The sequence below is a fragment of the Streptococcus sp. 5004 genome (assembly GCF_013276755.1).
Classification (GTDB): Bacteria; Bacillota; Bacilli; order Lactobacillales; family Streptococcaceae; genus Streptococcus.
Genome location: NZ_VMLP01000007.1, coordinates 73,597 through 99,390, shown reverse-complemented (window position 1 = coordinate 99,390; position 25,794 = coordinate 73,597). Strand labels below are relative to the sequence as shown.

Below are 25,794 nucleotides of genomic sequence, written 5' to 3'. Positions count from 1 at the left end.
ACCTACTTATTTTTCGTCATACCAAGAGTAGTGGAAGGTTCCTTCTTTGTCTTTACGTTGGTAAGTGTGGGCACCAAAGTAATCACGTTGCGCTTGGATCAAGTTAGCTGGAAGATCAGCTGAACGGTAGCTATCAAAGTAAGTAATAGCTGCTGAGAAGGTTGGTACTGGTACACCAGCTTGAACAGCAAGAGCTACGATATCACGCACTGCTTGTTGGTACTTAGCAGTAACATCCAAGAAGTACTCATCCAAAAGAAGGTTAGCAAGGTCTGCATCACGGTTGTAAGCATCTGTAATCTTTTGCAAGAAACGAGAACGGATAATACAGCCATCACGCCAGATAGATGCGATATCTGCAAATGGCAAATTCCAGTTGTTTTCTTTAGAAGCTACACGCAATTGCGCAAAACCTTGTGCGTATGAAATGATTTTTGAGAAGTAAAGGGCTTGACGGATCTTTTCAATCAACTCAGCCTTGTCTCCTTCAAATTTGAAGGCAGCTGGTTTTGGAAGAACCTTGCTAGCATGCACGCGTTCTTCTTTGTAAGTAGAGATGTAGCGAGCAAATACTGACTCAGTGATGAGTGACAATGGCACACCAAGATCAAGTGATGATTGGCTAGTCCATTTACCAGTTCCCTTGTTACCTGCAGCATCAAGGATGTAGTCTACGATTGGTCCATCTTGGCCTTCATCGTCTTTACGGCTCAAGATATCAGCTGTGATTTCAATCAAGTAGCTGTCCAATTCACCCTTGTTCCACTCAGTAAAGATTTCAGCCATGTCTTCTGCAGAAAGACCTAGCAAGTGTTGCATCAAGTCATAGCTTTCTGCAATCAATTGCATATCACCATACTCGATACCGTTGTGAACCATTTTCACATAGTGACCAGCTCCATCAGGACCGATATAAGTCACACATGGTTTGCCATCTTCTGGTGCCTTAGCTGAGATTTCTTCAAGAACATCCGCAACCAATTCATAGGCCTCTTTTTGTCCACCAGGCATGATAGAAGGACCTTCAAGGGCACCTTTTTCACCACCAGAAACCCCAGTACCGATAAAGTTGATACCTGAGTTTGCCAATTCTTCATTACGACGGATTGTATCTTTGTAGAAAGTGTTTCCGCCGTCAATCAAGATATCACCCTTGTCAAGGTGTGGAAGAAGGGCTTGAATTGTAGCATCTGTACCAGGTCCTGCTTGAACCATGAGCATGATACGACGAGGTTTTTCGATTGAGTTTACAAAACTTTCAACGTCATAGCTTGGTACAAAGTTCTTTTCAGGATGGCAAGCAATTACATCTTCCGTTTTTTCTTTACTACGGTTGTAGATAGCAACTGTATAACCACGAGATTCAATATTAAGGGCAAGGTTACGACCCATTACGGCCATACCTACGACACCAAAGTTAGCTTTTGTCATTTGACACTCCTCTTGTTTGATTTGTTTTATTTTATCATTTTTACTTTTGAAAAGAAAGAATTTTGTAACGACTGCTTAGTAGTCCAAGTCATCCGCATGACCAGCGCCATTTCCGACAAAGTAGCCTGTCTTACAGTTAAGGGTAAAGAGATAGGTTCCATCTGGCTTGTAGAGGTTGTAATAACCATTGCCATTAACGATATTGACACGTTCAAGGATATATTGGTCTCCAGTGATATAGCCACGTGAACGTGAAGTCGCTAGAATTTGTTCCAAAACACCATCCGCAAAATCCCAAGCAGAGTTGTTACTATCATCAATAGCAGACTGATTATAGGCAACACGACTGGCACTTCTTTGAACAGCAACCCCTGCACTCGAGAGACCCATATTGACTTCACTGCGAGTACTTCTAGTTTCATTTGAGGCAGCATTTGAACTACTTGGGCTTGTCTCACTAGTCGTATTTGAGCTTGTTTGACTAGAGCTTGAGCTACTAGTTTCACTTGAACTTGAGCTAGAAGTACTTGTTTGCTGGCTCTTACCAAGGCTGATAGCCTTATCTAGCACTTTATCAAGCTCCGTATTTCCAGTTTTAATATCTGTAAATTTAGCATCCGATTTAGCTTTGGCATTGGTATCCAACACACCATCCACAATAGCTGGTTTTTCAAATTGTGCATTGACATCTTGAATGGCCTTAATTTGCGTTGCTAGACTATCATATTTAGATTTGGCAAGCGTATGTTCACGACTACCTTCCAGCTTATCAAGTAAGGTCTTGAGTTGACTTAGTTTATCAAACTGGCTATTTTTCAAAGCCGTTTTATTGCTGTCTGTGTAGAAGGCGTCATAAAGTGTATTAAAATCATCCACATCCGATTGATTGGCTGTAGTTGATTGAGAAGTTTCAATTTCCTTGGTCGAGCGATTCACTTGACGATAGACATAATAAGCACTGACACAGATAACTACTGATACAAGCGCCAAAACGGTCAAAACAAAGCCTTTTTTGCTTTTCTTTTCTGAGTCTTCTTGTTCCAGACGAGAAAGACTCTGCTCCTCTTCCACTTCTTCAGTCATTTCTGTTGGATTTTCATCCTCTAGCAATAGAGGATCCAAGTCTTGCTCCTCATCGTCCAGAGGCAAGGGTGGTAAGATGTCTTCAGAAGATGGAACTTCCTCCGAAGAAGCTTCTGACTCTTCTACAGCCTCACGCACTTCTTGGATTAAATCATCCAGACTCTGAGTTTCAACTAGCTCCTCTTTTTTGTATTGACGAGTCGCAAACTTATCCGCCTCAATTTCATCTTTGTGTTGCTTAACATACTTGTCCAAAATGGAATCCTCAGGCAAGACTCCTGCTTCCACTTCTTCATTTTTACGAATAGCTTGACCAACTGTTAGCTCTTTTGCTTCATCAAAATCAAATCGCGGTTCTTGGTTTTCTTTTTGCGGTTCTTGGTTTTCTTTTTTATGACGATTCCGTCTTTTCTTACTCATGAGTATCCCTTTCTATTTTACCTCTTGCCGTTTGACACGCTGACCAAAATATTGATACAGATCCACTTTCAAGGTTCCGTTGTATAACTTACGCTTCTTATCTGCTTGGCTACCATACTTGCTTTCAAAGGCTTCATCACTAGTCAGGATAAATTTGCTCCAAGTTTTCAGTGGTGCAAATACCTGACCCATCGCAGCATAAAGCTTGGTCACCCCTGCATCATCTGATAAACGTTCCCCGTAAGGAGGATTGGAGATGATTACACCATTGATTTTATCGGAACGTAAATCCTGCACGCGCATCTGCTTAAAAGTAATATCCCCTGCAACACCAGCTGCCTGAGCATTGGCCTTAGCAATTTCCACCATGCGAGCATCAATATCACAGCCCATGATATCCAATTCCAGCTCACGGTCCACTTTTTTAGCCGCCTCTGTGCGCACTTCCTGAATCAAGCGATCGCTAATCCAGTTCCATTCCTCAAAAGCAAAGGAGCGACGAAGGCCAGGCGCCATCTTTCTGGCAATCATGACAGCCTCGATACAGAAAGTCCCCGAACCACAGGTCGGATCAATCAAAGGCTTGTCTGGATACCAGTTAGAAAGTTGCAAAATAGCTGCCGCCATGTTTTCCTTGATAGGGGCTCCCCCTTTTTCGGTACGATAACCACGTTTAAAGAGGCTAGAGCCTGTCGTATCAATCATGACAGTTGCCACATCTTTGAGAATAGAGACCTCAATCTTAAACTCTGGGCCATTCTCCATCAGAGGAACCCCTTCTGGGCGAGCATAGTGTTTCTGCAATTTCTTGACAACAGCTTTCTTAGAAATAGCCTGAACACTGGGTTCATTGTGAAGTTTAGATTTAACACATTTGGCTTTTGAAATTGGGAACCGAGCTCCGAGTGGTAAATAATTTTCCCAATCTAAAGCAAAAACTCCCTGAAACAACTCTTCAAACGTCTTAGCTGGGAACGTTCCTACGATGATCTTGATACGATCTGCTGCCCGAAGCCAGAGGTTGGTTTCGATAATCGCTCTCACGTCTCCTTGAAAACGCACACGCCCATTTTCAACCTGACAATCGTAGCCCAGCTCTCTTACTTCTCGTCCTACAACAGCTTCAAGACCTGCTGCCACAGTTGCAATTAAATTAAATTCTTTTTTCATGTTACAGTCTTGCAAGACCTTTCTATATGTCCACTTTAAAAAATGAGGTTGAGAAAATTTCTCAGCCCCAACCTATATGCAATTTTCTATAAGCCATGTTTTGTTCCAGAAGTGACTAGGACCACTTCCTTCGATAATCATCTGTCTACCACTAACAGCTCTAGCTGATAGCAGTCAGAATACTACGTTCGTTTCCGCGTACTCCATGCCCCGACCAAAATTTGGGTTGCTAGCTTGAGGGGTTTACCGCGTTCCACTCTCTCCGTTTCCAGAAAGACTCCGTCACTGTGGCACTTTCAAGCCTACTCTGACCTATCCAAGGACTTAGCCATTTCAACTGCCGTAACGATTTCTCGTCCCTAGGCTTATGGTTTCGCCTAGCACAAACACTACAGGCATCACAGCCTGTGCTAGCATGGACTTTCCTCATGAGAAGCAATTCTCCTCACGCGATTATCCAAAAATTGCATGTAACAAGACCTGAATTACAAATCAGTATTGTCTAAAATTTGTTTACCGAATACTTCTTTTTCAAGACGATTCAAGCGTTTCAAAATATCAAAATTCGTCATAGAAGATGAAGCAGCCACATCAATTGGATCTGGGTGACTAGGACTTGGAGCCGAACTCACTTGCGGTTTACGAGTTAATTCTTCCTTCAAATCCGCAATTTCCTGACGAAGTGACTTGACCAAGGCAGCATAGGTTTCATAGTCCTTGATGACATCGTCTAAAAACTCATCAACTTCTACCTTGCTATACCCACGAACTTCACGTCCAAACTCTTGTTCAAAAATATCTTTCGCTGAAAAAATAATACTTGCCATGTCTCTCTCCATTCTCGCTTGCTAGTATTATTATATAAAAAAAGGCAAACAAAAATCAAGGTCAAAGCTTCAATTTTCGGAAAAATTTTCAGCAAGTTCATTTAATTGATCAAATGTTAATCTCTTTATAAAATAGTCCTCTTGATTTTTCATCTTTTGGTAAAAATAAGCTAATTTCGTTTCATTTTCCTCATCATAAAAAAGATAAGAACTATTCGTATTTTCCAGTAAAAACTGCTGGTAGTCTCTTAACTGCCCCTTGTGTTCATAGCGAGGATAGGCATATTTGACAAAGTCTACCTGCTTAAAGCGGCTCAGTTTCATCTGATTGCCTTCATTCCAATTTTCCCCATGAGTTTCAAAAGCAAAAATGGTGGCCAACTGGAAACCGTACTCGGTTTTCATCTCCTGAGCAACCTCTAAAACCCAATATTCAAAACCCAAACTTCCTGTAAACACAAGCCAAGACACCCCATCTGCTGCCATAGCCTCTAAATCTTTACGTATTGCTTTTTTTATCAATTTAAGACGAGGATCCTTATCAGAAAATAAACCCAAATCAAAAGCAGAATAGCCTAAAACCAAAGCTGTAGCCATTTTTAACCCTTTCTGTGCAAATTTATGGTATAATAGAGTGATGTTATTGTACCAATAAGGAGAATTATGGTCAACTATCCACATAAACTTTCATCACAAAAAAGACAAACATCTCTTTCTCAACCCAAAAATTTCGCAAATCGAGGAATGTCTTTTGAAAAGATGATCAATGCTACCAATGACTACTATTTGTCTCAGGGCTTGGCTGTTATACACAAGAAACCAACCCCTATTCAAATTGTACGAGTGGACTATCCACAGCGAAGTCGTGCCAAGATTGTTGAAGCCTATTTTCGACAAGCTTCAACGACGGACTATTCTGGCGTTTATAATGGATATTACATCGACTTTGAAGCCAAGGAAACAAAACAAAAACGTGCGATTCCGATGAAAAATTTCCATCTACATCAGATTCAGCATATGGAACAAGTCCTTGCCCAACAAGGAATCTGCTTTGTCCTTCTTCACTTTTCTTCTCAGCAAGAAACCTACTTATTGCCGGCATTCGATTTGATTCGCTTCTATCATCAAGATAAGGGACAAAAATCAATGCCACTTGGATATATTCGAGAATATGGATATGAAATCAAGGCTGGTGCCTTCCCTCAAATTCCCTATCTCAATGTTATCAAAGAACATTTATTAGGTGGTAAAACAAGATGAACAAACCAACGATTCTGCGCCTAATCAAGTATTTGAGCATTAGCTTCTTAAGCTTGGTTATCGCAGCCATTGTCTTAGGCGGAGGAGTTTTTTTCTACTACGTTAGCAAGGCTCCTAGCCTATCCGAGAGTAAACTAGTTGCAACAACCTCTAGTAAAATCTACGACAATAAAAATCAACTCATTGCTGACTTGGGTTCTGAACGCCGCGTCAATGCCCAAGCTAATGATATTCCCACAGATTTGGTTAAGGCAATCGTTTCTATCGAAGACCATCGCTTCTTCGACCACAGGGGGATTGATACCATCCGTATCCTGGGAGCTTTCTTGCGCAATCTGCAAAGTAATTCCCTCCAAGGTGGATCAACTCTCACTCAACAGTTGATTAAGTTGACTTACTTTTCAACCTCGACTTCCGATCAGACTATTTCTCGTAAGGCTCAGGAAGCTTGGTTAGCGATTCAGTTAGAACAAAAAGCAACCAAGCAAGAAATCTTGACCTACTATATAAATAAGGTCTACATGTCTAATGGCAACTATGGAATGCAGACAGCAGCTCAAAACTACTATGGTAAAGACCTCAATAATTTAAGTTTACCTCAGTTAGCCTTGCTGGCTGGAATGCCTCAGGCACCAAACCAATATGACCCCTATTCACATCCAGAAGCAGCCCAAGACCGCCGAAACTTGGTCTTATCTGAAATGAAAAATCAAGGCTACATCTCTGCTGAACAGTATGAGAAAGCAGTCAACACACCAATTACTGATGGATTACAAAGTCTCAAATCAGCAAGTAATTACCCTGCTTACATGGATAATTACCTCAAGGAGGTCATCAATCAAGTTGAAGAAGAAACAGGCTATAACCTGCTCACAACTGGGATGGATGTCTACACAAATGTAGACCAAGAAGCTCAAAAACATCTGTGGGATATTTACAATACAGACGAATACGTTGCCTATCCAGACGATGAATTGCAAGTCGCTTCTACCATTGTTGATGTTTCTAACGGTAAAGTCATTGCTCAGCTAGGAGCACGTCATCAGTCAAGTAATGTTTCCTTCGGAATTAACCAAGCAGTGGAAACAAACCGCGACTGGGGATCAACTATGAAACCGATCACAGACTATGCTCCTGCCTTGGAGTACGGTGTCTACGATTCAACTGCTACTATCGTTCACGATGAGCCCTATAACTACCCTGGGACAGATACCCCTGTTTATAACTGGGATAGGGGCTACTTTGGCAATATCACCTTGCAATACGCCCTGCAACAATCGCGAAACGTCCCAGCCGTGGAAACGCTAAACAAGGTCGGACTCAACCGTGCCAAGACTTTCCTAAATGGTCTCGGAATCGACTACCCAAGTCTTCACTACTCAAATGCCATTTCAAGTAACACAACCGAGTCAGACAAAAAATATGGAGCAAGTAGTGAAAAGATGGCTGCTGCTTACGCTGCCTTTGCAAATGGTGGAACTTACTATAAACCAATGTATATCCATAAAGTCGTCTTTAGTGATGGGAGTGAAAAAGAGTTCTCTAATGTCGGAACTCGTGCCATGAAGGAAACGACAGCCTATATGATGACCGACATGATGAAAACTGTCTTAGTATACGGAATCGGACGTGGAGCCTACCTACCTTGGCTTCCACAAGCAGGTAAAACAGGTACTTCTAACTATACTGACGAAGAAATTGAAAAGTATATCAAGAACACTGGTTACGTAGCTCCAGATGAAATGTTTGTAGGGTATACCCGCAAATATGCAATGGCTGTATGGACAGGCTATTCTAACCGTCTGACACCACTTGTAGGCGATGGCCTTACGGTCGCTGCTAAAGTTTACCGCTCTATGATGACCTACCTGTCTGAAGGAAGCAATCCAGAGGACTGGAATATGCCAGATGGCATCTATCGAAATGGGCAGTTTGTTTTCCAAAATGGAGCAAGACCGACTTGGACTGAAACGACATCCCAATCATCTTCAACCGAAAGCTCATCAACAAGTGCAGAAAGCTCTACTAGTCAAGCACCAGTAACAAGTCCTGATGCTAGTACTAATGGTCAAAATCAAGCACCAAATGCACCAGGAGCCAATCAAAATCCAGCTCCACAGACTCCTCAAGTCCAACAACAACCACAACAGTAAGATGAAGAAAATCCTGAGAACTCTAAACTCAGGATTTTTTCATTTTCAAAATAAAATACAGAAATCAAGTAAAGTAGATTGAAATAAAAACTAAGCAAATTGATTGGGAAATTCAAATCATACTCAATGAAAATCAAAAAGCAAACTAGGAAGCTAGCTGCAGCTTGCTCAAAACACTGTTTTGAGGTTGCAGATGGAAGCTGACGTGGTTTGAAGAGATTTTCGAAGAGTATGAATTTCTAAAAATATTTTATGAGCTACAATATGCCGGTCTTGATTCAATACACTGTAATATTTGAAACAAGAGTGTACCGGTTCAGTGTCAACCAGCTATAGTCTACCATTCCTCATTTCACAATAAAACGCATACGATCAAGGCTTTCATCACCTGACAATATGCGTTTTGCTTTTAAAGACTTTTTGCTCAGTCTCTTTTTATCTTATTTCACATGTTTTGCGAGTTCTTCTTGCGCTTTTTTATTGGATTCTGCTTTTTCTTTCATCCATTTTTCTTGAGCTTTTTGATATTCATCTGCAGTAACTGCCTTGTCTTGAAGTTCAAGGTATTTATACAAGACTGGGTCACTTGTACCTTTATTTCCTGACAATGCAAATGGTATTGTAAATGGTACCATCTTAGACAAGATTGGACGACCAGTTTTAGAAGTTGTTGGGATGATCAAGGCACTATCTGTCAACCAAGCTTGGGCTGCTGCGTATTTATCATATCGTTTAGCAACATCTGTAGTCTCATCACCAGCTTCAGTAACCAATTTTTCGTAGTCATATAGACCTACTTTTTTAGCAGCTACATTATCTTCCCCTGAGTCAAATCCTAAATATGTTTTAGTACTTTCTCCTACAGAAGGTTTGATAATATCAAGGTAGGTTGATGGATCGGCAAAGTCTGGACCCCAACCGACATTATCTGATAAATCCCAGTCTTCGCCAGCAGCATTTTCGGCAAATAGAGTTACATTAAGCAATTCATCTTTTTGCAATTGTTGGATATCAATAACGACATTATCAGTTCCTAAAGTTGCTTCCAAGGATTGTTTCATAGATTGGACACGTTGAACTTTTGTAGTTGCTGTCTGGTCAACAGGCATATCTAGGTGAATTGGGAATTGTACTCCCTCAGCTTGTAGGGCTGATTTGGCTTTGGCAAATTCTGCTTTAGCTTTTTCTGGATTGTAAAGACCATCTTGTGAATCTGCAAGATTGACATCCTTCCATTCATCCCCATAAGTCACTAATTTTTCTTTGACTATATCGCCAAAGTTCTTCCCATCTGCTTGAACAAATGTTGGTGGCACAAAGAGATTACGCAAGATTTTGCTTGCTCCAGTTTCTCCATTCAACTGAGAGGCATAGGCTGTACGGTCAAAACCAAAGGCAATAGCCTGACGGAAATCCTTGTTTAAGAGAGCCTTTTTAGTTGATGTCTTTTGTTCGTCGCTAGTCTTAGAAGTATATTTATAGGACTGACGATCAATATTTGTTCCTACTAGATACGTAGTCGAGTCTTGTTGCGTATAGACAATATTGTCTTTCATACTCTTCTCAAGCTCTGCGAAACTTGCACTTGTTGGATAGAGACGAGCTGCTGTAAGGCTACCATCTTTAAAGTTTTCTGCTGGTTTGCTAGTATCTTGACCATCCCAGAATGACAATTTGATCTTGTCAATATGCACATTATCCTTATCCCAGTAGTTCGGATTTTTCGCAAACTCAACAGAGGATTTGGTCACAATAGATTTCAACAAATAAGGACCATTGTACAAGATACTACTTGGATCCGTAGCTTTGGCAAAATCATCCCCTTTTGAATTCAAAAACTCTTCATTGACTGGCGCAAGCACACCCATGGTTGTTTTTGAGTTCCAAAAACTTTCAGGTTTGTTCAAAGTGTATTGGACTGTTTGATCATCAAGGGCTTTAATCCCGACTTGAGAAAAATCTTTGATTTCCCCTTTAGCATAGGCATCTAGTCCTTTGATTGAATCCTGTACCAAGTAAAGGGCTTCTGCTTTCTTATCTGTTGCATATTTAAGACCTGTCACAAAGTCTTGAGCCTTAACAGGAGCATACTCTTCTCCCTCAGATGTATACCACTTGGCATCCTGACGAATCTTATAAGTATAAGTCAAGCCATCCTTAGAAACTGACCAGTCCTCTGCCATTGAGGGAATAAGGTTCCCGTATTTATCATTTTCAAGCAATCCATCAATCACATTACTAGTAATGTCGGCAGTTGCTGCCTTACCAGTTGTCAAATAGTTGAGATTATCTGGATGTGTCTCATATGTAAATGCAAAGGTCTGTTCACCTTTAGCGCCTGAGCCCCCAGAACAAGCAGCTAAGACACCTGCTGCTAATAAAGTCACTCCCGCAAGAGCCAATACTTTTCTTGTTTTCATAGCATTCTCCTTTGTTTTTTATTCATTATAGACCCTTTTTTAAGTCCTGTCAATACAATTTTCTGAATTTTTGAAAATTATTTTTTAAACAACAACTCTGAAAAAATATGAATAAGGTTAAATACTTCTTAACTAATTCACATAACAAAGGACTTATTGATACTATCTCTAAATATCAAATAGTATTCTGTTTTATACTTATTTAAAATCAAAAATAGTAGAAAATTCTCCTATTCTGAGAATATATATGATAGATTTTTAGCAAAAACTCTAGCATCGATTCCCTAGAATACAGGAATACTTATAAGAACTGTTGAATTTTAAAGTACATATTTGGGCTACGATATTCCTTGAGCAAACTGCCAACAAAAGATGTTCTTTGATTTTACATAAGTATAAATTGGTCATCTACATAAAACAAAAAGCCAACATAGATTCTCTTCTGACCGACAGAAAACAATCTTGTTCGCTTTACTTCTAAAAATCTTAAGTAGCAAAAATTCTAAAATTATAGAATCGTTGCATTAATATCCCAACTCTTCCTCTACAACATTCAGGACCCGTTCGATGACCACATGCATGTCATAGTATTTATAATCTGCTAAACGACCACAGAAAATGACCTTATCTTTCTGGGCTGCTTCTTCTTGATATTTAGCAAACATGGCATTGTTTCTCTCATCATTGATTGGATAGTAAGGTTCATCTCCACGTTTCCAATCAGCTGGGTATTCACGAGTAATAACCGTTTTATCTTGTGTTCCATACTCAAAATGTTTATGCTCAATAATGCGAGTATAAGGAATTTCTCGTTCTGTATAGTTTACAACGGCATTTCCTTGATAATTTTCCTCATCTAGAACTTCATACTCAAAACGAAGACTACGGTATTCTAACTCGCCATGTTTATAATCAAAATATTGGTCAATCATCCCTGTAAAGACAACTTTCTCAGCTGAAGCTTCTAATTCCTGACGATTGGCAAAAAAGTCAAGACCAAGTTCTACTTCCACATCCTTGAGCATATTTTCGATGATAACATTATACCCACCAATTGGAATACCCTGGTAACGGTCATTGAAGTAGTTATTATCAAAGGTTAAACGAACTGGTAAGCGTTTGATGATAAAGGGTGGAAGGTCAGTCGCAGAACGTCCCCATTGCTTTTCAGTATATCCTTTAATCAATTTTTCATAAATATCTGGACCGATCAACTTGATAGCCTGTTCCTCTAAGTTTTTAGGTTCAACGTCCTTCATATGAGCCGTTTGCTCAGCAATCTTATCTTTGACTTCTTGAGGAGTTTTTGTCCCCCACATAGCATAGAAAGTATTCATATTGAAAGGTAGATTATAAAGGCTACCCTTGTAATTAGCTAGAGGCGAGTTGATGTAGTTGTTAAATTCAGCAAATTGATTCACATAATCCCAAACTTTTTTATTAGAAGTATGAAAGATATGGGCACCGTATTTATGAACATTAACACCTTCTACATTCTCACAATAGACATTCCCACCAATGTGGTCACGTTTATCAATAACTTTTACTTTTTTTCCACGCTTGGTTGCTTCATAAGCAAAAATTGCTCCCGACAAACCAGCACCAACGATTAGATAGTCGTACATAGTCTCTTCCTTATCACTTATCTTTACATCTCCTTAACTATAGTAAAAGAGAGGATCTTAGTTTCAATCTATTTTAGCACAAAACAAATCATTTCTTAGTTTTCAATAGCCGAGTGATTTAAAAAGACAAGCACCAAAACTGATGTTTGTCTTTATGATTTTGTTTGAAAAGGCTATTTCTAACTATTTAACATGTTTTTCTGCTTCTTTTTGAGCTTTTTCAATTGCTTTTTTGCTTTCTTGTTCCCATTTACTTTTAGCTTCTTCAAACTGTTTGGTCGTCACAGTGTCTTTTTGCAGTTTCATGTACTTGTAGTTATTGCCATCACCCTTGATACCAACCAATGAATAGCCTCTTGTAAATGGCGTCACTTTGGTTACAGATGCTGTGCCACCACTTGACATAGCTGACATAATGAGAGAATTGTCAATCATCCAAGCCTGTGCTTCAGCGTATTTTTCATAACGTTTGGCTACATCTTTGTTTTCACTATCTGCATCTTTGAGCATCTTAGTGTAGGTATCAAGACCTAGGCTAGTGATTTTTTCCTTGTCTTCCTTGGCATCTAGTCCAAAAATCTTAAGGTAGAATCCATCCTCTGCATTGAAAGGATTGAGATAAGTTGATGGATCTTGGTAGTCACCTACCCAACCATCAAAGTTCAAATCGTAGTCACGATCAGCTGCTGTCGGTGCCAAGAAGGCTACGTTATTGAAATCATCTGTTGAAAGTTGCTGAACATCAATGACAATGTTATCAGCACCTAAAACTGACTCAAGGGTCTGCTTAACTGAGTTCATACCTGTCACGGCATTTTTACTTGTCTGATCAACCGCCACATCCAAGTGAATTGGGAAGGTCACACCTTGACTTGTCAATTCTTTTTTAGCTTCCGCAAATTTTGCTTGGGCTTTTTCTTTGTTGAAATAGGCATCCTTAGCATCTGCCAGGTTAATACCTGACCATTCTGTGCCATAGTTGACCAATTTAGAAGCGACTACTTCTCCAAAGGTCTTGTCTCCAACTTGGACAAATGTAGGAGGAACCAAGGTGTTACGAAGGGTCTTGCTAGCCGCCTCTTCCCCATTTGACTGGGCAGAATAGGCTGTGCGGTCCAAGGCAAAGTTCACTGCTTGGCGGAAGTTCTTGTTCAAGACAGCTGTCTCAGTTGACTTCTTCTGCTCATCTGTCGTTTTAGACGTATGGCTGTAAGCCTTACGGTTGACGTTGAAATTGAAGTACCAAGAAGTCTTGTCCTGCAAGCTATAGACGATATTATCCCTATATTTTTCCTTGGTCTTAGCAAAGTTAGAACTATTTGGATAAACCCCAGCGATAGAATAAGCTCCACTTTCAAAGTTACGGATGGTCAATTCTTGGTCTGAGCCATCAAAATAAGCCAATTTCACGTGTTCAATTGATACTTTGTCATGATCATAGTAATGCGGATTTTTCACATACTCAATAGATGATTTTGATGTGAAATCTTTTAACAAGTAAGGTCCACTGTAGAGAATACTATCTGGAGATAGGGTACCAAAATCCTTCCCTTTTGAGTTTAGAAACTCTTCGTTTACTGGGAAAAGAATACTGTTCGTTGTTTTTGAATTCCAGTAAGGCTCTGGGCGTGTCAAAGTATACTCAACAGTCTGGTCATCAATGGCCTTAACCCCAACCTTAGAAAAGTCAGAATCCGCTCCTGTAATATAATCATTCAAGCCCTTGATTGAGTTTTGAATCAAGTCAATGGCCTGTGATTTATTATCCACTGCGTACTTGATACCTGTCACAAAATCCTGTGCCTTGACTGGAGCGTATTCTTCACCGTCAGCTGTGAACCATTTGGCATCTTTTCTCAATTTGTAGGTATAAGTTAGACCGTCGCTTGAAACAGACCAGTCTTCTGCCAAAGACGGAATTAGATTTCCGTGATTGTCATTTTCAAGCAAACCATCAACTAGATTGGTAATGATGGCTGTATTATCAGCGTAGTAGTCTAATAGATAGTTAAAAGTAGTTGGATTTCCACTAAAGGTTGATGAGTAAGTTTTTGTATCTGAACCTGATTGTCCGCAAGCAGCTAAAAGCAAGGCAGCCGCAAAAGTCAGACCTGCACTAAGGACACGCTTTTTTGTCTTCATCTTCTTTCTCCTTTATGTTAGTTTTTATAACATAAGCTTATTTTACCAAAATAGTGGGAATTTGTAAAGTTAATTGAATTTCGAGAATGAAAGTTTATAAACTTTAGGAATAAAAAAACAAAGAATTTCTGTCTTTCATACAGTCCTCCCTTGTTTTTATACGATTTCAATTTTAGATTTTTCTGTTCAGAAATATTTAGCCCAATTCCACACAGAAAGCATCCCATGGAGCTAAGACTTGTTTTTCAAAGGCTTCTTGAGCCGTGGTGTTTTCAATCAAGACAGATTTGACGTTTCCTTCTACTGTTAAGTCTTGCTCTTCATTGGACAAATTGGCCACAACTAGAAAACGACGGTCGCCATCTTTACGAATATAAGCAAAGACCTTATCAGCCGTATCAAGAAGTTCAAAATCAGCTCGAATCAGCCAGCTATTCTCCTTACGGATTTGAACTAGCTTCTGATAGGTATAGAAAATAGAATCAGGATTTGCCAGCGCTTCTTGAACGTTGATTGCTTGATAGTTTGGATTCACTGCCAACCAAGGTTGAGCAGTTGAGAAACCAGCGTTTTTGCTCTCATCCCATTGCATAGGGGTACGGGCATTGTCACGACCAATGACACGGATACTGTCCATGATTTCTTCCATCGGAACGCCTTTTTCAAGAGCCTCACGCGCATAGTTAAGAGATTCAATATCTTCTACTTGATTCAGTGTTTCAAACGGATAATTTGTCATCCCAATTTCCTCACCTTGATAGATATAAGGAGTCCCTCTCATGAGATGAAGCAAGATTGCAAAGGCTTTGGCAGATTTTTCTCGGTATTCTTGGTCATTTCCCCAGATTGAGACGATACGAGGGAGGTCATGATTGTTCCAGAAGAGTGAATTCCAGCCGTCCTCAACGCCTAACTCTGTCTGCCATTTGTTGAAAATCTCTTTTAACTTAGGGATATTCAGCGCTTTTTGATAGTGCCACTTAGGTTGCCCTTCCTGATACTGAAGACAGATGTGTTCAAATTGGAAAACCATAGACAATTCTTGCCCCTTTGGATCAGAGTAAAGCTTGGCAATCTCTGGAGTTGCTCCCCAAGTCTCCCCTACTGTCAAGAGATTCTTATCGCCAAAAGTGGCTTGGTTCATCTCCTTGAGATAAGGATGGAGCATAGGTCCATTATTGACTACCTTCTCATCAGGAATTTTGCCAATCATGTCAATGACATCCATACGGAAACCGCCAATGCTTTTATCAATCCAGAAGTTCATCATCTCATAAATTTTCTGGCGAAGTTTTTCATTCTCCCAGTTGAGATCAGGCTGTTTCTTACTGAAAAAGTGGAGATAGTATTGACCCGACTTTTCATCATACTCCCAAGCAGACCCACTAAAGATAGAATCAAGATCATTAGGCTCATCCCGCCAGATATAGTAGTCACGCTCAGGGCTGTCAGGATTTTCACAGGACTCGACAAACCAAGCATGTTCATCCGAGGTATGATTGACCACCAAGTCCATGATGATACGGATATCACGCTTCTTAGCTTCCGCAATCAGTTGGTCCATGTCCTCCATGGTTCCGAAAATAGCTGTAATCGCTTGGTAATCAGCAATATCATAGCCATTATCATCCATAGGACTGTCATAAACAGGAGAAAGCCAAATCGCTGTGATTCCTAACTTAGCTAGATAGTCTAACTTACTGGTAATACCTGGCAAATCGCCAATTCCATCTCCGTTGCTATCCATAAAGCTCTTAGGATAAACTTGATAGACTACGGCATTGTGCCACCATTTTTCTTGCATCTTCTTACCTCATTATTTTAATAATCTGTAGTCTATGATAGCGCTTTTTAAAATTTTATGCAAGCGTTTGCCTAATCTTTTTGATTCCTTTTTTAACTCCATAGTTTCCTAACTTCCAATTTTTTATTATAATAGAGGTCAGAGGTAAAAAAATGAAAAAACAAGCTTTTAGTTCTGAACAATATTTGAATCTACAGCGCGACCATATTTTGGAGCGCATTAACCAATTTGACGGCAAGCTCTACTTGGAGTTTGGGGGCAAAATGTTAGAAGATTTCCACGCTGCTCGTGTTCTTCCTGGTTATGAGCCTGACAACAAAATCAAGCTCTTGCAGGAGTTGAAAGAGCAAGTTGAGGTTGTGATTGCCATTAACGCTAGCAACATCGAACATTCCAAAGCACGTGGTGACTTGGGCATTTCTTATGACCAAGAAGTTCTTCGTTTGATTGACAAATTCAATGAATTGGGAATTTTTGTTGGCTCCGTGGTCATCACACAGTACGCTGGCCAACCCGCTGCAGATGCCTTCCGCAACCAACTCGATAAAAACGGAATTGATTCTTATCTTCATTATCCAATCAAAGGATATCCGACAGATATGGACCACATCATTTCTCCAGAAGGTATGGGGAAAAACGACTACATCAAAACCAGTCGCAACTTGATTGTCGTAACCGCTCCTGGACCTGGTTCTGGAAAATTAGCAACTTGTATGTCCAATATGTACCACGACCAAATCAATGGTATCAAGTCTGGCTACGCTAAGTTTGAAACCTTCCCAGTTTGGAATCTTCCCCTTCATCACCCAGTCAACTTGGCCTACGAGGCTGCCACAGCTGACCTTGATGATGTCAACATGATTGACCCTTTCCATCTTCAAACCTATGGAGAAACCACTGTCAACTACAACCGTGATATCGAGATTTTCCCAGTGCTCAAACGCATGTTGGAACGTATCCTCGGTGAATCTCCATACGCTTCACCGACAGATATGGGTGTCAACATGGTTGGTTTCGCTATTACAGATGATGAAGCTGCTGTCGAAGCTTCTAAACAAGAAATCATCCGCCGTTACTATCAAACTGTTCTTGATTTCAAAGCCGAAAAAGTGGGCGAATCTGCTGTCAAGAAAATCGAGTTACTCATGAACGACCTCGGCATCACACCTGCAGACCGTAAGGTTGCTGTTGCTGCACGCCAAAAAGCAGAAAAAACTGGCGGACCAGCCCTAGCCCTTGAATTGCCAACCGGGGAAATCGTCACAGGTAAGAACTCAGAACTCTTTGGCCCTACAGCAGCTGCTCTTATCAACGCTATCAAGAAATCAGCTGACATCGCTAAAGAAGTAAAATTAATCGAGCCCGAAGTCGTCAAACCAATCCAAGGTCTTAAAATCGATCATCTGGGTAGCCGCAATCCACGCCTTCATTCAAATGAAATCCTGATTGCACTTGCTATCACAGCTACAGAAAATCCTGATGCTGCTCGTGCTATGGAAGAGCTTGGCAACCTCAAAGGAAGCGAAGCCCACTCAACCATCATCTTGACAGATGAAGACAAGAATGTCCTTCGTAAACTAGGTATCAACGTAACCTTTGACCCTTACTACCAATACGATCGCTTGTATCGTAAATAACGATTCAAACCTCTCCACACTCGGAGAGGTTTTCTCTCTGTCTCAAGAGCAGCCTTTATGGTATAATGAAAGAAGAAAACTGAAAGGATTTACCATGTCAAAAGAAGTTATTGTTGAAAGTTTTGAACTTGACCACACCATTGTTAAAGCACCCTATGTTCGCTTGATTGGGGAAGAAACAGGACCAAAAGGAGACATCATCTCCAATTATGACATTCGTTTAGTGCAACCCAATGAAGACTCTATCCCTACCGCTGGCCTTCACACTATCGAGCACCTCTTAGCCAAACTCATCCGTACCCGCATTGACGGTATGATTGACTGCTCACCATTTGGCTGCCGCACAGGATTCCACATGATTATGTGGGGGCGCCACACCAGCGCTGAAATTGCAGCTGTTATCAAGGATTCGCTCAAAGAAATCGCTGAGACTACTACATGGGAAGAGGTCCCTGGAACAACCATCGAATCTTGCGGAAACTATAAGGACCACAGCCTCTTCTCTGCTAAAGAATGGGCGAAACTTATCTTGGAACAAGGGATTTCAGATGATGCCTTTGAACGTCATGTGATTTAAATGTAAAAAAGAGGCTAGGCAAAAAAGTCTTTAAAACCAGAAAAACGCATAGTATCAAGTGTTAAAAATCTTGATATTATGCGTTTTATTGTGGAAAGATTTTCTAAATAGGAACTAAACAAATCTAAACCACTTCATCTAATCCTCTTTTATGCCATTATTTTCAATCAAAGTTAATTTTGATTTAATCTGTTTTGTAAAATACCTGTTCGGAGCTATTCGGAGCACTTTGTCCAGCTACGATTCTATTTTTGCTTAAATCAGAATCAACCCATTTTATAGTAATGCCAATTGGATAAACACTCATACCATATCCTGTAGGTCCTGAGCTCACACTAAAATCTATATGTCCATCGCTTCTCATTTTTGCCTTAATATTTGTACTTACTTACAAATAATTCAATCCCTTCAACACTGGCTTGACTTGCATTCGGTAATCTGTCATATGCTGTACCATTTGTGAAATAAGTGAGATTGGGTATTGTTTTGAAGCCTACGGTTGTTTTGAAGTTATTCCAACTTGTCTTATCTATATGCTCACTATCCAAGTAATACATAGTTATATTGGTTTTATCTACTGCTTTTGCTAGCTTTGGAGTAAATTCTTGACAGTATGGACAACTTTCTCTCCCTGTGTATAGATAAAAGCTTTCTTGATATTGTATTTTCTGTTCTACAGCCTCTAAACTTATCTTTTGAAGTCTATTTACAGCTATCTGGTAGTCTGTTTGTGGCAGAGTGGTTAAGTATGCTGTGAATGTGACAATTATAATAAGTGGTAGTGACAGTAGAATAAGAACTTTTTTACTATTCATCACATCCGTATCCGTCTTTGTCTCTATCTAGCCATGGACCATATTGTGGGTCACTAGCAGGTATGTTTACACGTCCTGCTTTTCGTGCTTCCTTACAGTTTTTGAACGGTCTTAAATTTGATTGTGGAGCAGGTGTAGACGATTGTGTAGGAGTAGTTGTAGTGTGAGATGAAGCTTGCTCTTGTTCTTTTTCTCGTGAAGATGCTTTCCTTTCCTCCTCTTTTGATTTAGAGGCTTCAATACTTGCTTTTTCCTCCTCTTGTACTTTCTCTGTTTTTCTTACTTCACTGATTACTAAAGAGCCTTTACCGATTGAATCATATTTTTCTATAGATACTGTATTTCCCGTATAGACCATAAGTTCATTTATTTTTACAGCTAGTGATTCAGGTGTACGGATCAGAAGTTTCTTACCTGTTATGTTGTACTCACGATATTCATCTTTTTCTGCAATCCCAATTACCTCAGCTTCAACTTCGTAGAGTTTATCAGTGTTCGAGAGTTTGTATGCTACCTCTCTCAGTGCTTTGGCTCGCAGTATGATTTTAATTTGTGGTGTATTCAGATAAGCATCTACAGCTATATGTCCAGTTGGAGACCATTTCTCTATTTTAGAGTTAGTTTCACTACTAGATGATGAAGTAGAGGAAGAAGAACTAGACTGTTTAACTTGTGAAGACTGTTTGACAGAATCATTAGCCTTAGTTTGAACTTGTGAGTGTTTAGTGCTACCGCTAGTTAATAGTGTGAAGAACAAAATGAGGATAAGCAATAGTACAATACTACCTATAATCTTTTGTTCTTTGCTTAATTCCTTAAGTTTTTTAAGCATATATATCCTCCTGATATTTAACTTTATTTAATGAAACAAAAGAAATGTTTCCTAATAGTTATAATTATATCACATAAATTTTAACAATAGAATATATTTTTAACAAATATTAAACTATAGAGAATGTAAACCTGATTGTTTAATCTATAAGATAGATAGTAGATTTAACTTAGGGGTGAAGGAATGGATGATATATTAGAAAATATAAGTAATCAGATACGAGACTTACGAGCTTCAAAGAAGATTACACAGCAAGAATTAGCAGAAAAAACAAATCTAAGCGTTCCTTATATCAGTCAGATAGAAAATAATCACAGAAATATCTCTTTGGAAACTTTTGTGAAGATTGTTGATGCTTTAGAAGTTTCATTGAGTGATTTTTTCTTACCTTATTCTGTGCCACAAGATACAGAAATGATGGAACTGTTATTGAAGATTCAGAAACACCCACAGCATAAGATGATTGTTCATAAAGTGATGGAAATACTTGATTTAAGCCAAGATAGCTAGTGATAAAAAAGTACTAAAGTGTAATATATACTAAATCTATCTAATCGTAGACGGTTACGTTATTCAGATAAGGAATGAGGTATAGGTTGTAATTTTAGAATGATTTTTCTTTGTTGAAGAAATTGATTAAAAAACAAAAAGAAAATAGATAAGCACTGAATCTGAGTATCCAGTGCTTATCTATTACCTTAAAAAACGTGTTACCTCTTACTAGAATGTTAAAAGTACTCTAACGGTTATTGCTAGGATTGTCGCAAATATTGTTGCTCCTAATATCAAAGTAGCACTATCTTTCTCTCCTTTTTCTTTTAGAAGGCGATACATTACTGAGGGGATAACAGCAAAAACAGGGTGCCATACCAATATAGCAAAAACTCCAAGCCATGCATAAAGCTTAATATTTCTAACTGTCAGAAATCCTTTTTCTTCTTTTTTCTGTTCTGTGGGAACTTCACTAGACTTTTTAGTTATGATATAGGTTCCTTCAGATTGATATACCTCTACTATATCCCCTAGTTGTGGTACAAAATTAAAAGAAGTCTGTTCAACTTTTAGCAAAGTTCCATCATCTTTACCTAAATAGATTAGAGTTTCTTCGATTTTAATAACTTTATAAGTATTCATAACCTCTCCTAATTGTCATACATGTAAGCCACCATATAAGGCAGTGTTTTTGTAGCTTTAAAGACCGTTTCATAACTTTGTCTTCCTTGTGCTAGTCCGTACAATGTTATATGGTCATCTTCAGCTATAACTCTATTATTGTACTCCGAAGGAATAGAAACTAAGATAATTTTATCATAGTCATCATTTATAGCTACACGAAGAGTATAGGCTTTCCTATCTTCCATAGCTTGTAAAACTTTCCCATATACTCTTACTTTAGTATTTACGGCTACTTCATCATGATTCCAACTATTATAATCCACTTCACCATAATTTGCTTTATCATTGTCTACAGTAATCTTAGGTTTTGATGGTACTGAGGAAGATGAACTAGGGCTACTCTCTTTAGATGATGAAGGTGTAGTAGAGCTACTTGCCTTTGAAGACGATGAAGAGCTAGAACTATTCTTAGATGACGACGTAGAGGACTTAGAAGTGCTCTGTGATGTAGTCTTCTTTGAATTTGAAGGGGTATTATTTACATACTGAGCAAAAGCAATGGATAAAATAACAGTTAAAATACCTACAATAAAATATTTTATAGAACTTTCTTTATTAACTTCACTCTTCTTAATAGATGAAATAATAATAAATATAAGATTTAATACTATCATCAATACCGAAACTACAAAAAACAATATTGCTGTAGCTTTCAACATGCTTTCTCCCACATAGAAAGCAGCACTTAGGATTATCATAGCCAAAACTACAAATAAAATCAGATTTATCTTGCTAACTAATGATATTTCTTTAGCCTCTGATTTTTTAACTGGGGTACTTTCATTACTTACTTCAACCTTTATAGCAATATCACCATAAACCTCTACATAATCACCCATTTTAGGCTCAAAGTCACAAGATTCAATAGGAATTTCCTTTAAACTTCCATCTTCATAACCTATGTACACTGTGTTCTCAGTTATCTTTAAAATTTTTCCTTTATTCATACTTTACCTTTTATCAGTGAAATTTGTCTTTATCTATCTGGTAAGGTCTTATATCTCCTTGTAGTCTCACTATATAATAATCTTCATATTCAACTACCTGTGAGACTATCCCTGTAACCTTAACAGATTCAAATTCTTCAGTATCTAAATTCTGTTCTACAGTCCAAAAATAGATTTCATCTCCAATTTCAATACGGTTTAGAGAACTTCTACATCCTGACAGCAAAATAAGAAATGTGATTACTAAAAGAAATTTTAATAACCTCTTAGCTTTTCCTAACTGTACTAACATTATTTATTTTGTATTCTAACTCCTGAATACTCTTTATATAGTGATTTTCTATGACTTTTGTTTAATGTATAAGTCATAGTAATAGTTATAGAGTCAACTTTTTTAGTTTTATCACTAGCTGTCCATTGTATCTTGTAAATAGACTTATCTTCAAGACCAATAGCAACAATAGCTTCATTTTCTTTTAATTCATTTTTATCAGCATTGTTTGGGAAATAATACTCCCGCTCACTTTTATTAAATTTGTCAGCGTCTTCTTTGAAATCTATATAACCAAACCCCTCAAAACCAACTAGTTTTTTATCCTTACTTATAGTTATAAGTCCTAAATCTGTATTATAGCTTCCCTCAATCATTTCAATTTTACTTAATTCTTTCTTGCTACAACCAGCCAATACAAAAAGAATAGACAATAATATAACTCCCAATATTTTCTTTTTATTCATAAAAAGCCTCCTGTTTTATATTTATGTTTAAAATATTATTAAACACTACCCTAATTATACCACAAATAAATATACTTTAGTTAATATTTTTTAAATTATTTTTAACTAAAGTAAATAAAAAATATACTCTTAACCTATAAATAGCAAGACTTATCACAGAGGTTAAAGCTATGAGAGTTATTCTACATTCTGTGCCACAAGATACTGAGATGATGGAACTGTTATTGAAGATTCAAAAACACCCACAACATAAGAGGATTGTTCATAAGGTGATGGAAATACTTGATTTAAGCCAAGATAGATAAGCGTAAATAAAAAAAACGAATAAACTAGTTTTCTGAAAATCAGAATTCTGTTTTATTCGCTTTTTTGTTTCATCTATTTATTCTCAGAATTCATAACAAAGAATTCCAAATACTCTTCTAAATTCAAATATCAATCTACATTGCAATATCTTGCCTCAGATTTGTTACTGACTTTGTCAATATTATCTAAAAATGAAGTCACCCCTAGTTCTATTTTGATTTTTCTTGAGTATCAAATCCAAAATCTTTTTACCCAGCCTTTTCTTTTTCTCCTCAAAATTTTCTCTTAGGCTTTTTCACGAATAACTAAACCACCCTCTTCCATATCTGCTTCTAGGTGTTTGGCATCTAAATGATCCAAGTGGAAGTCTGTCACCTTATCACGAATTTCTTGTTCAACCACACGACGGAGAGGACGAACACCCATGACTTCGTCATAGCCTTCTTCTGTGATATAGTCCTTAGCCGCTTGACTGACTGACAAATCAATGTCTTTCTTAGCCAAGGTTTGGTTGACTTCAGCCAACATTAAGTCCACAATCTTAGAAAGGTCTTCCTTCGTCAAGTGTGAGAACTCAATGACTGCGTTAAAGCGGTTAAGGAATTCTGGACGGAAGAATGGTTTCAAACGGTCCATCAATTCTGGTTTGTCCGCATCTTCTGTCAAATTGGCTTCATAGCCAAATCCTGCGTTTGAAGTTGCGATAATCACCGTATTCTTGAAGTTGACAGTGTTACCTTGACCATCTGTCAAACGACCATCATCCAAAACTTGAAGGAGAAGGGTAATGACTTGAGGGTCAGCCTTTTCAATTTCATCCAAGAGAATGATAGAGTAAGGATTGCGACGAACACGTTCTGTCAAGGTATTGCTATTGTCATCATAACCAACATAGCCTGCTGTTGTACCAATTAGCTTAGAAACGGCTGTGCGGTCACTGTATTCAGACATATCCAAACGGATGATAGCATCCTTAGTACCAAACATATCGAGCGCCAATTGCTTAGCAAGTTCCGTCTTACCAACCCCAGTTGGTCCTACAAAGAGGAAGCTACCTATTGGGCGATTGCCTTCATCAAAACCGGCACGATTACGACGGATAGCACGAGCTACCGCTTCTACCGCCTTGTCTTGACCGATTACCTTGTCTTGCAGACGATGAGCCATATCTTTCAAACGTTCGATATCTGATGCTCCCATTTGTGAAACTGGAATTCCCGTCATTCGTTCTACAGATTCAGCTACATCGTTGACACTTGCAGTCACCTTCATATCTTCTGTGTGGTTTTCGATTTTCTTTTCCAATTCTGCAATGCGTGTTTTATAGTTTAGAGCTGCTTCAAAATCTTCTGCCTCAACTGCTTTTTCTTGCTTGTCTTTTTCCGCTTCGATTTCTCGTTCAACAGCATGCACATCTGTTACAGGATGCTGAGCTGCCAAGTGAGCTGCCGTTACATCCACAAGGTCGATAGCCTTATCTGGCAAGCTACGTTGAGGAATGTATTGAACAGAATAATCCACAGCTGCTTTCAAAACCTCGTCTGGCAGGATAACATTATGGTGTTGCTGATAGAGGTCACGAATTCCTTGAAGAATTTTATATGTATCCTCTGCTGAAGGAGCATTGACCTTGACTTCGTTGAAGCGACGAGCAAGAGCTGCATTCTTCAAGATGGTGTTACGGTATTCGTCTTGAGTCGTTGCCCCAATCACTGTCAATTCTCCACGAGAGAGAGCTGGCTTGAGAATATCCGCAAGCCCTTTAGAACCACTGTCACCTCCAGTTGATCCAGCACCGAGGATTTGGTGAATTTCATCAAAGAAGAGGATAATATTCCCTGCTTCTTTCACTTCATTTACTAGATTTTGAACGTTTTCTTCAAAGCTACCACGGTATTGAGTACCAGCCTCAAGACCAGAGATATCAATGGAAATAATTTCCTTGTTCTTGATAGCGGCAGGAACATCTCCGTTCACAATGGCTTGTGCCAAGCCTTCGACAACTGCTGTCTTACCAACACCTGCGTCTCCGACTAAAACAGGATTGTTCTTGGTACGGCGTGAAAGGATTTCAGATGTTTCTTGAATTTCCTTGTTTCGTCCGATAACAGGATCCAGCTTGCCCTCGCGAGCTTCTGCTGTCAAGTTACGACCTAGTTTAGCAAGGACACCATCTTGTTTCATACCTGAAGTCTGTTGTTTCATTTGTCCATCAGCTTCTACATTCCCTGGCAATTGGCCAGTTGCACGATAGTGAGCAAATTCCTCAGGTGTGACTTCGCGTCCATTAATTAAGTAACGGCGATTTTCAGAACTGTATCCTCGCATACCACCCATCAATTGGTTAAATAAATCATCCATGTTGTTAAAATTATTAAAGTTGTTGTTCATATTCTTTACCTCTTTTTTGTATTTCTTCGTTATTATTACT

General features: G+C 38.9%; 21 protein-coding genes and 1 other RNA gene. 5 read left to right on the top strand and 17 right to left on the bottom strand.

Going from position 1 to position 25,794, the window contains the following annotated elements; translation table 11 throughout:
- Positions 1-6: 6 nt before the first annotated feature.
- The 6 genes from gndA to HT685_RS02930 form a co-directional block, all read right to left on the bottom strand.
- The gene (gndA, locus tag HT685_RS02955; protein WP_000158778.1) at positions 7-1,431 is read right to left on the bottom strand and encodes an NADP-dependent phosphogluconate dehydrogenase; all 1,425 of its coding nucleotides are present in this window, start codon (positions 1,429-1,431) and stop codon (positions 7-9) included.
- Between the two features lie 75 nt (positions 1,432-1,506).
- The gene (locus HT685_RS02950) at positions 1,507-2,934 is read right to left on the bottom strand and encodes a cell division site-positioning protein MapZ family protein (protein WP_173226295.1); all 1,428 of its coding nucleotides are present in this window, start codon (positions 2,932-2,934) and stop codon (positions 1,507-1,509) included.
- A 12-nt stretch (positions 2,935-2,946) separates the two neighbouring features.
- Complete coding sequence (locus HT685_RS02945; protein ID WP_173226293.1) at positions 2,947-4,104, bottom strand: class I SAM-dependent RNA methyltransferase; 1,158 nt, start codon at positions 4,102-4,104, stop codon at positions 2,947-2,949.
- 84 nt (positions 4,105-4,188) lie between these two features.
- An RNA gene (gene rnpB / locus HT685_RS02940) (RNase P RNA component class B) lies at positions 4,189-4,569 on the bottom strand.
- A 20-nt stretch (positions 4,570-4,589) separates the two neighbouring features.
- Positions 4,590-4,931 (bottom strand): cell division regulator GpsB, encoded by a 342-nt coding sequence (gpsB, locus tag HT685_RS02935; protein WP_000146532.1) that lies wholly within the window; start codon positions 4,929-4,931, stop codon positions 4,590-4,592.
- Between the two features lie 69 nt (positions 4,932-5,000).
- Positions 5,001-5,528, bottom strand: a complete 528-nt coding sequence (locus HT685_RS02930) for a DUF1273 domain-containing protein (protein ID WP_000179545.1) — start codon at positions 5,526-5,528, stop codon at positions 5,001-5,003.
- A 66-nt stretch (positions 5,529-5,594) separates the two neighbouring features.
- Between HT685_RS02930 and recU the strand changes: the two genes are divergently transcribed.
- Positions 5,595-6,191 (top strand): Holliday junction resolvase RecU, encoded by a 597-nt coding sequence (gene recU, locus HT685_RS02925; RefSeq protein ID WP_173226291.1) that lies wholly within the window; start codon positions 5,595-5,597, stop codon positions 6,189-6,191.
- Entirely contained in the window at positions 6,188-8,344 is a 2,157-nt protein-coding gene (gene pbp1a / locus HT685_RS02920) for a penicillin-binding protein PBP1A (protein ID WP_001040008.1), read from the top strand. The genes recU and pbp1a overlap by 4 nt, the downstream gene beginning before the upstream one ends.
- A gap of 440 nt (positions 8,345-8,784) precedes the next feature.
- Here pbp1a and HT685_RS02915 read toward each other — a convergent pair whose 3' ends face one another.
- From HT685_RS02915 to HT685_RS02900, 4 genes are all read right to left on the bottom strand, one after another.
- Positions 8,785-10,764, bottom strand: a complete 1,980-nt coding sequence (locus HT685_RS02915; RefSeq protein ID WP_173226289.1) for a peptide ABC transporter substrate-binding protein — start codon at positions 10,762-10,764, stop codon at positions 8,785-8,787.
- A gap of 524 nt (positions 10,765-11,288) precedes the next feature.
- Positions 11,289-12,389, bottom strand: a complete 1,101-nt coding sequence (glf, locus tag HT685_RS02910; RefSeq protein WP_173226287.1) for a UDP-galactopyranose mutase — start codon at positions 12,387-12,389, stop codon at positions 11,289-11,291.
- Positions 12,390-12,572: 183 nt separating this feature from the next.
- Positions 12,573-14,531 carry a peptide ABC transporter substrate-binding protein gene (locus HT685_RS02905; RefSeq protein WP_173226285.1) on the bottom strand — a complete coding sequence of 653 codons (1,959 nt, stop codon included), beginning with the start codon at positions 14,529-14,531 and terminating at the stop codon, positions 12,573-12,575.
- 196 nt (positions 14,532-14,727) lie between these two features.
- Entirely contained in the window at positions 14,728-16,335 is a 1,608-nt protein-coding gene (locus tag HT685_RS02900) for an alpha-glucosidase (protein WP_173226283.1), read from the bottom strand.
- 152 nt (positions 16,336-16,487) lie between these two features.
- Here HT685_RS02900 and HT685_RS02895 point away from each other — a divergent pair, with 152 nt between their 5' ends.
- Positions 16,488-17,972, top strand: a complete 1,485-nt coding sequence (locus HT685_RS02895; protein WP_173226281.1) for a DUF1846 domain-containing protein — start codon at positions 16,488-16,490, stop codon at positions 17,970-17,972.
- A 94-nt stretch (positions 17,973-18,066) separates the two neighbouring features.
- The gene (locus HT685_RS02890; protein ID WP_000032548.1) at positions 18,067-18,549 is read left to right on the top strand and encodes an S-ribosylhomocysteine lyase; all 483 of its coding nucleotides are present in this window, start codon (positions 18,067-18,069) and stop codon (positions 18,547-18,549) included.
- A gap of 371 nt (positions 18,550-18,920) precedes the next feature.
- Here HT685_RS02890 and HT685_RS02885 read toward each other — a convergent pair whose 3' ends face one another.
- Together HT685_RS02885 and HT685_RS02880 are read right to left on the bottom strand one after the other, a co-directional pair.
- Complete coding sequence (locus tag HT685_RS02885; protein WP_173226279.1) at positions 18,921-19,364, bottom strand: thiol-disulfide isomerase; 444 nt, start codon at positions 19,362-19,364, stop codon at positions 18,921-18,923.
- Positions 19,357-20,196, bottom strand: a complete 840-nt coding sequence (locus HT685_RS02880; RefSeq protein ID WP_173226277.1) for an excalibur calcium-binding domain-containing protein — start codon at positions 20,194-20,196, stop codon at positions 19,357-19,359. Before HT685_RS02880 ends, HT685_RS02885 begins: the two co-directional genes overlap by 8 nt.
- A 183-nt stretch (positions 20,197-20,379) precedes the next feature.
- On the opposite strand from HT685_RS02880, the gene HT685_RS02875 reads away from it, so the two are divergent.
- On the top strand, positions 20,380-20,706 hold the full coding sequence (locus HT685_RS02875; protein ID WP_173226275.1) for a helix-turn-helix transcriptional regulator: 327 nt from the start codon (positions 20,380-20,382) through the stop codon (positions 20,704-20,706).
- A gap of 210 nt (positions 20,707-20,916) precedes the next feature.
- On the opposite strand, the gene HT685_RS02870 is transcribed toward HT685_RS02875, so the two are convergent.
- The 5 genes from HT685_RS02870 to HT685_RS02850 all read right to left on the bottom strand — a co-directional run bounded on the left by HT685_RS02870 (position 20,917) and on the right by HT685_RS02850 (position 25,754).
- Entirely contained in the window at positions 20,917-21,330 is a 414-nt protein-coding gene (locus tag HT685_RS02870) for a hypothetical protein (RefSeq protein WP_173226273.1), read from the bottom strand.
- 8 nt (positions 21,331-21,338) lie between these two features.
- The gene (locus tag HT685_RS02865) at positions 21,339-22,319 is read right to left on the bottom strand and encodes a hypothetical protein (RefSeq protein WP_173226271.1); all 981 of its coding nucleotides are present in this window, start codon (positions 22,317-22,319) and stop codon (positions 21,339-21,341) included.
- 13 nt (positions 22,320-22,332) lie between these two features.
- Complete coding sequence (locus tag HT685_RS02860; RefSeq protein WP_016399101.1) at positions 22,333-22,611, bottom strand: hypothetical protein; 279 nt, start codon at positions 22,609-22,611, stop codon at positions 22,333-22,335.
- The gene (locus HT685_RS02855) at positions 22,611-23,057 is read right to left on the bottom strand and encodes a hypothetical protein (protein ID WP_173226269.1); all 447 of its coding nucleotides are present in this window, start codon (positions 23,055-23,057) and stop codon (positions 22,611-22,613) included. The genes HT685_RS02860 and HT685_RS02855 overlap by 1 nt, the downstream gene beginning before the upstream one ends.
- Before the next feature lie 591 nt (positions 23,058-23,648).
- Positions 23,649-25,754: an ATP-dependent Clp protease ATP-binding subunit gene (locus HT685_RS02850; protein ID WP_173226267.1), complete on the bottom strand. Its 2,106-nt coding sequence runs from the start codon at positions 25,752-25,754 to the stop codon at positions 23,649-23,651.
- Between the last annotated feature and the right edge of the window lie 40 nt (positions 25,755-25,794).

Excerpts from the sequence above, each read along its gene's own strand:
- gndA (WP_000158778.1), bottom strand. The coding sequence starts at position 1,431 with ATGACAAAAGCTAACTTTGGTGTCGTAGGTATGGCCGTAATGGGTCGT.
- HT685_RS02950 (WP_173226295.1), bottom strand. The coding sequence starts at position 2,934 with ATGAGTAAGAAAAGACGGAATCGTCATAAAAAAGAAAACCAAGAACCG.
- HT685_RS02945 (WP_173226293.1), bottom strand. The coding sequence starts at position 4,104 with ATGAAAAAAGAATTTAATTTAATTGCAACTGTGGCAGCAGGTCTTGAA.
- gpsB (WP_000146532.1), bottom strand. The coding sequence starts at position 4,931 with ATGGCAAGTATTATTTTTTCAGCGAAAGATATTTTTGAACAAGAGTTT.
- HT685_RS02930 (WP_000179545.1), bottom strand. The coding sequence starts at position 5,528 with ATGGCTACAGCTTTGGTTTTAGGCTATTCTGCTTTTGATTTGGGTTTA.
- recU (WP_173226291.1), top strand. The coding sequence starts at position 5,595 with ATGGTCAACTATCCACATAAACTTTCATCACAAAAAAGACAAACATCT.
- pbp1a (WP_001040008.1), top strand. The coding sequence starts at position 6,188 with ATGAACAAACCAACGATTCTGCGCCTAATCAAGTATTTGAGCATTAGC.
- HT685_RS02915 (WP_173226289.1), bottom strand. The coding sequence starts at position 10,764 with ATGAAAACAAGAAAAGTATTGGCTCTTGCGGGAGTGACTTTATTAGCA.
- glf (WP_173226287.1), bottom strand. The coding sequence starts at position 12,389 with ATGTACGACTATCTAATCGTTGGTGCTGGTTTGTCGGGAGCAATTTTT.
- HT685_RS02905 (WP_173226285.1), bottom strand. The coding sequence starts at position 14,531 with ATGAAGACAAAAAAGCGTGTCCTTAGTGCAGGTCTGACTTTTGCGGCT.
- HT685_RS02900 (WP_173226283.1), bottom strand. The coding sequence starts at position 16,335 with ATGCAAGAAAAATGGTGGCACAATGCCGTAGTCTATCAAGTTTATCCT.
- HT685_RS02895 (WP_173226281.1), top strand. The coding sequence starts at position 16,488 with ATGAAAAAACAAGCTTTTAGTTCTGAACAATATTTGAATCTACAGCGC.
- HT685_RS02890 (WP_000032548.1), top strand. The coding sequence starts at position 18,067 with ATGTCAAAAGAAGTTATTGTTGAAAGTTTTGAACTTGACCACACCATT.
- HT685_RS02885 (WP_173226279.1), bottom strand. The coding sequence starts at position 19,364 with ATGAATAGTAAAAAAGTTCTTATTCTACTGTCACTACCACTTATTATA.
- HT685_RS02880 (WP_173226277.1), bottom strand. The coding sequence starts at position 20,196 with ATGCTTAAAAAACTTAAGGAATTAAGCAAAGAACAAAAGATTATAGGT.
- HT685_RS02875 (WP_173226275.1), top strand. The coding sequence starts at position 20,380 with ATGGATGATATATTAGAAAATATAAGTAATCAGATACGAGACTTACGA.
- HT685_RS02870 (WP_173226273.1), bottom strand. The coding sequence starts at position 21,330 with ATGAATACTTATAAAGTTATTAAAATCGAAGAAACTCTAATCTATTTA.
- HT685_RS02865 (WP_173226271.1), bottom strand. The coding sequence starts at position 22,319 with ATGAATAAAGGAAAAATTTTAAAGATAACTGAGAACACAGTGTACATA.
- HT685_RS02860 (WP_016399101.1), bottom strand. The coding sequence starts at position 22,611 with ATGTTAGTACAGTTAGGAAAAGCTAAGAGGTTATTAAAATTTCTTTTA.
- HT685_RS02855 (WP_173226269.1), bottom strand. The coding sequence starts at position 23,057 with ATGAATAAAAAGAAAATATTGGGAGTTATATTATTGTCTATTCTTTTT.
- HT685_RS02850 (WP_173226267.1), bottom strand. The coding sequence starts at position 25,754 with ATGAACAACAACTTTAATAATTTTAACAACATGGATGATTTATTTAAC.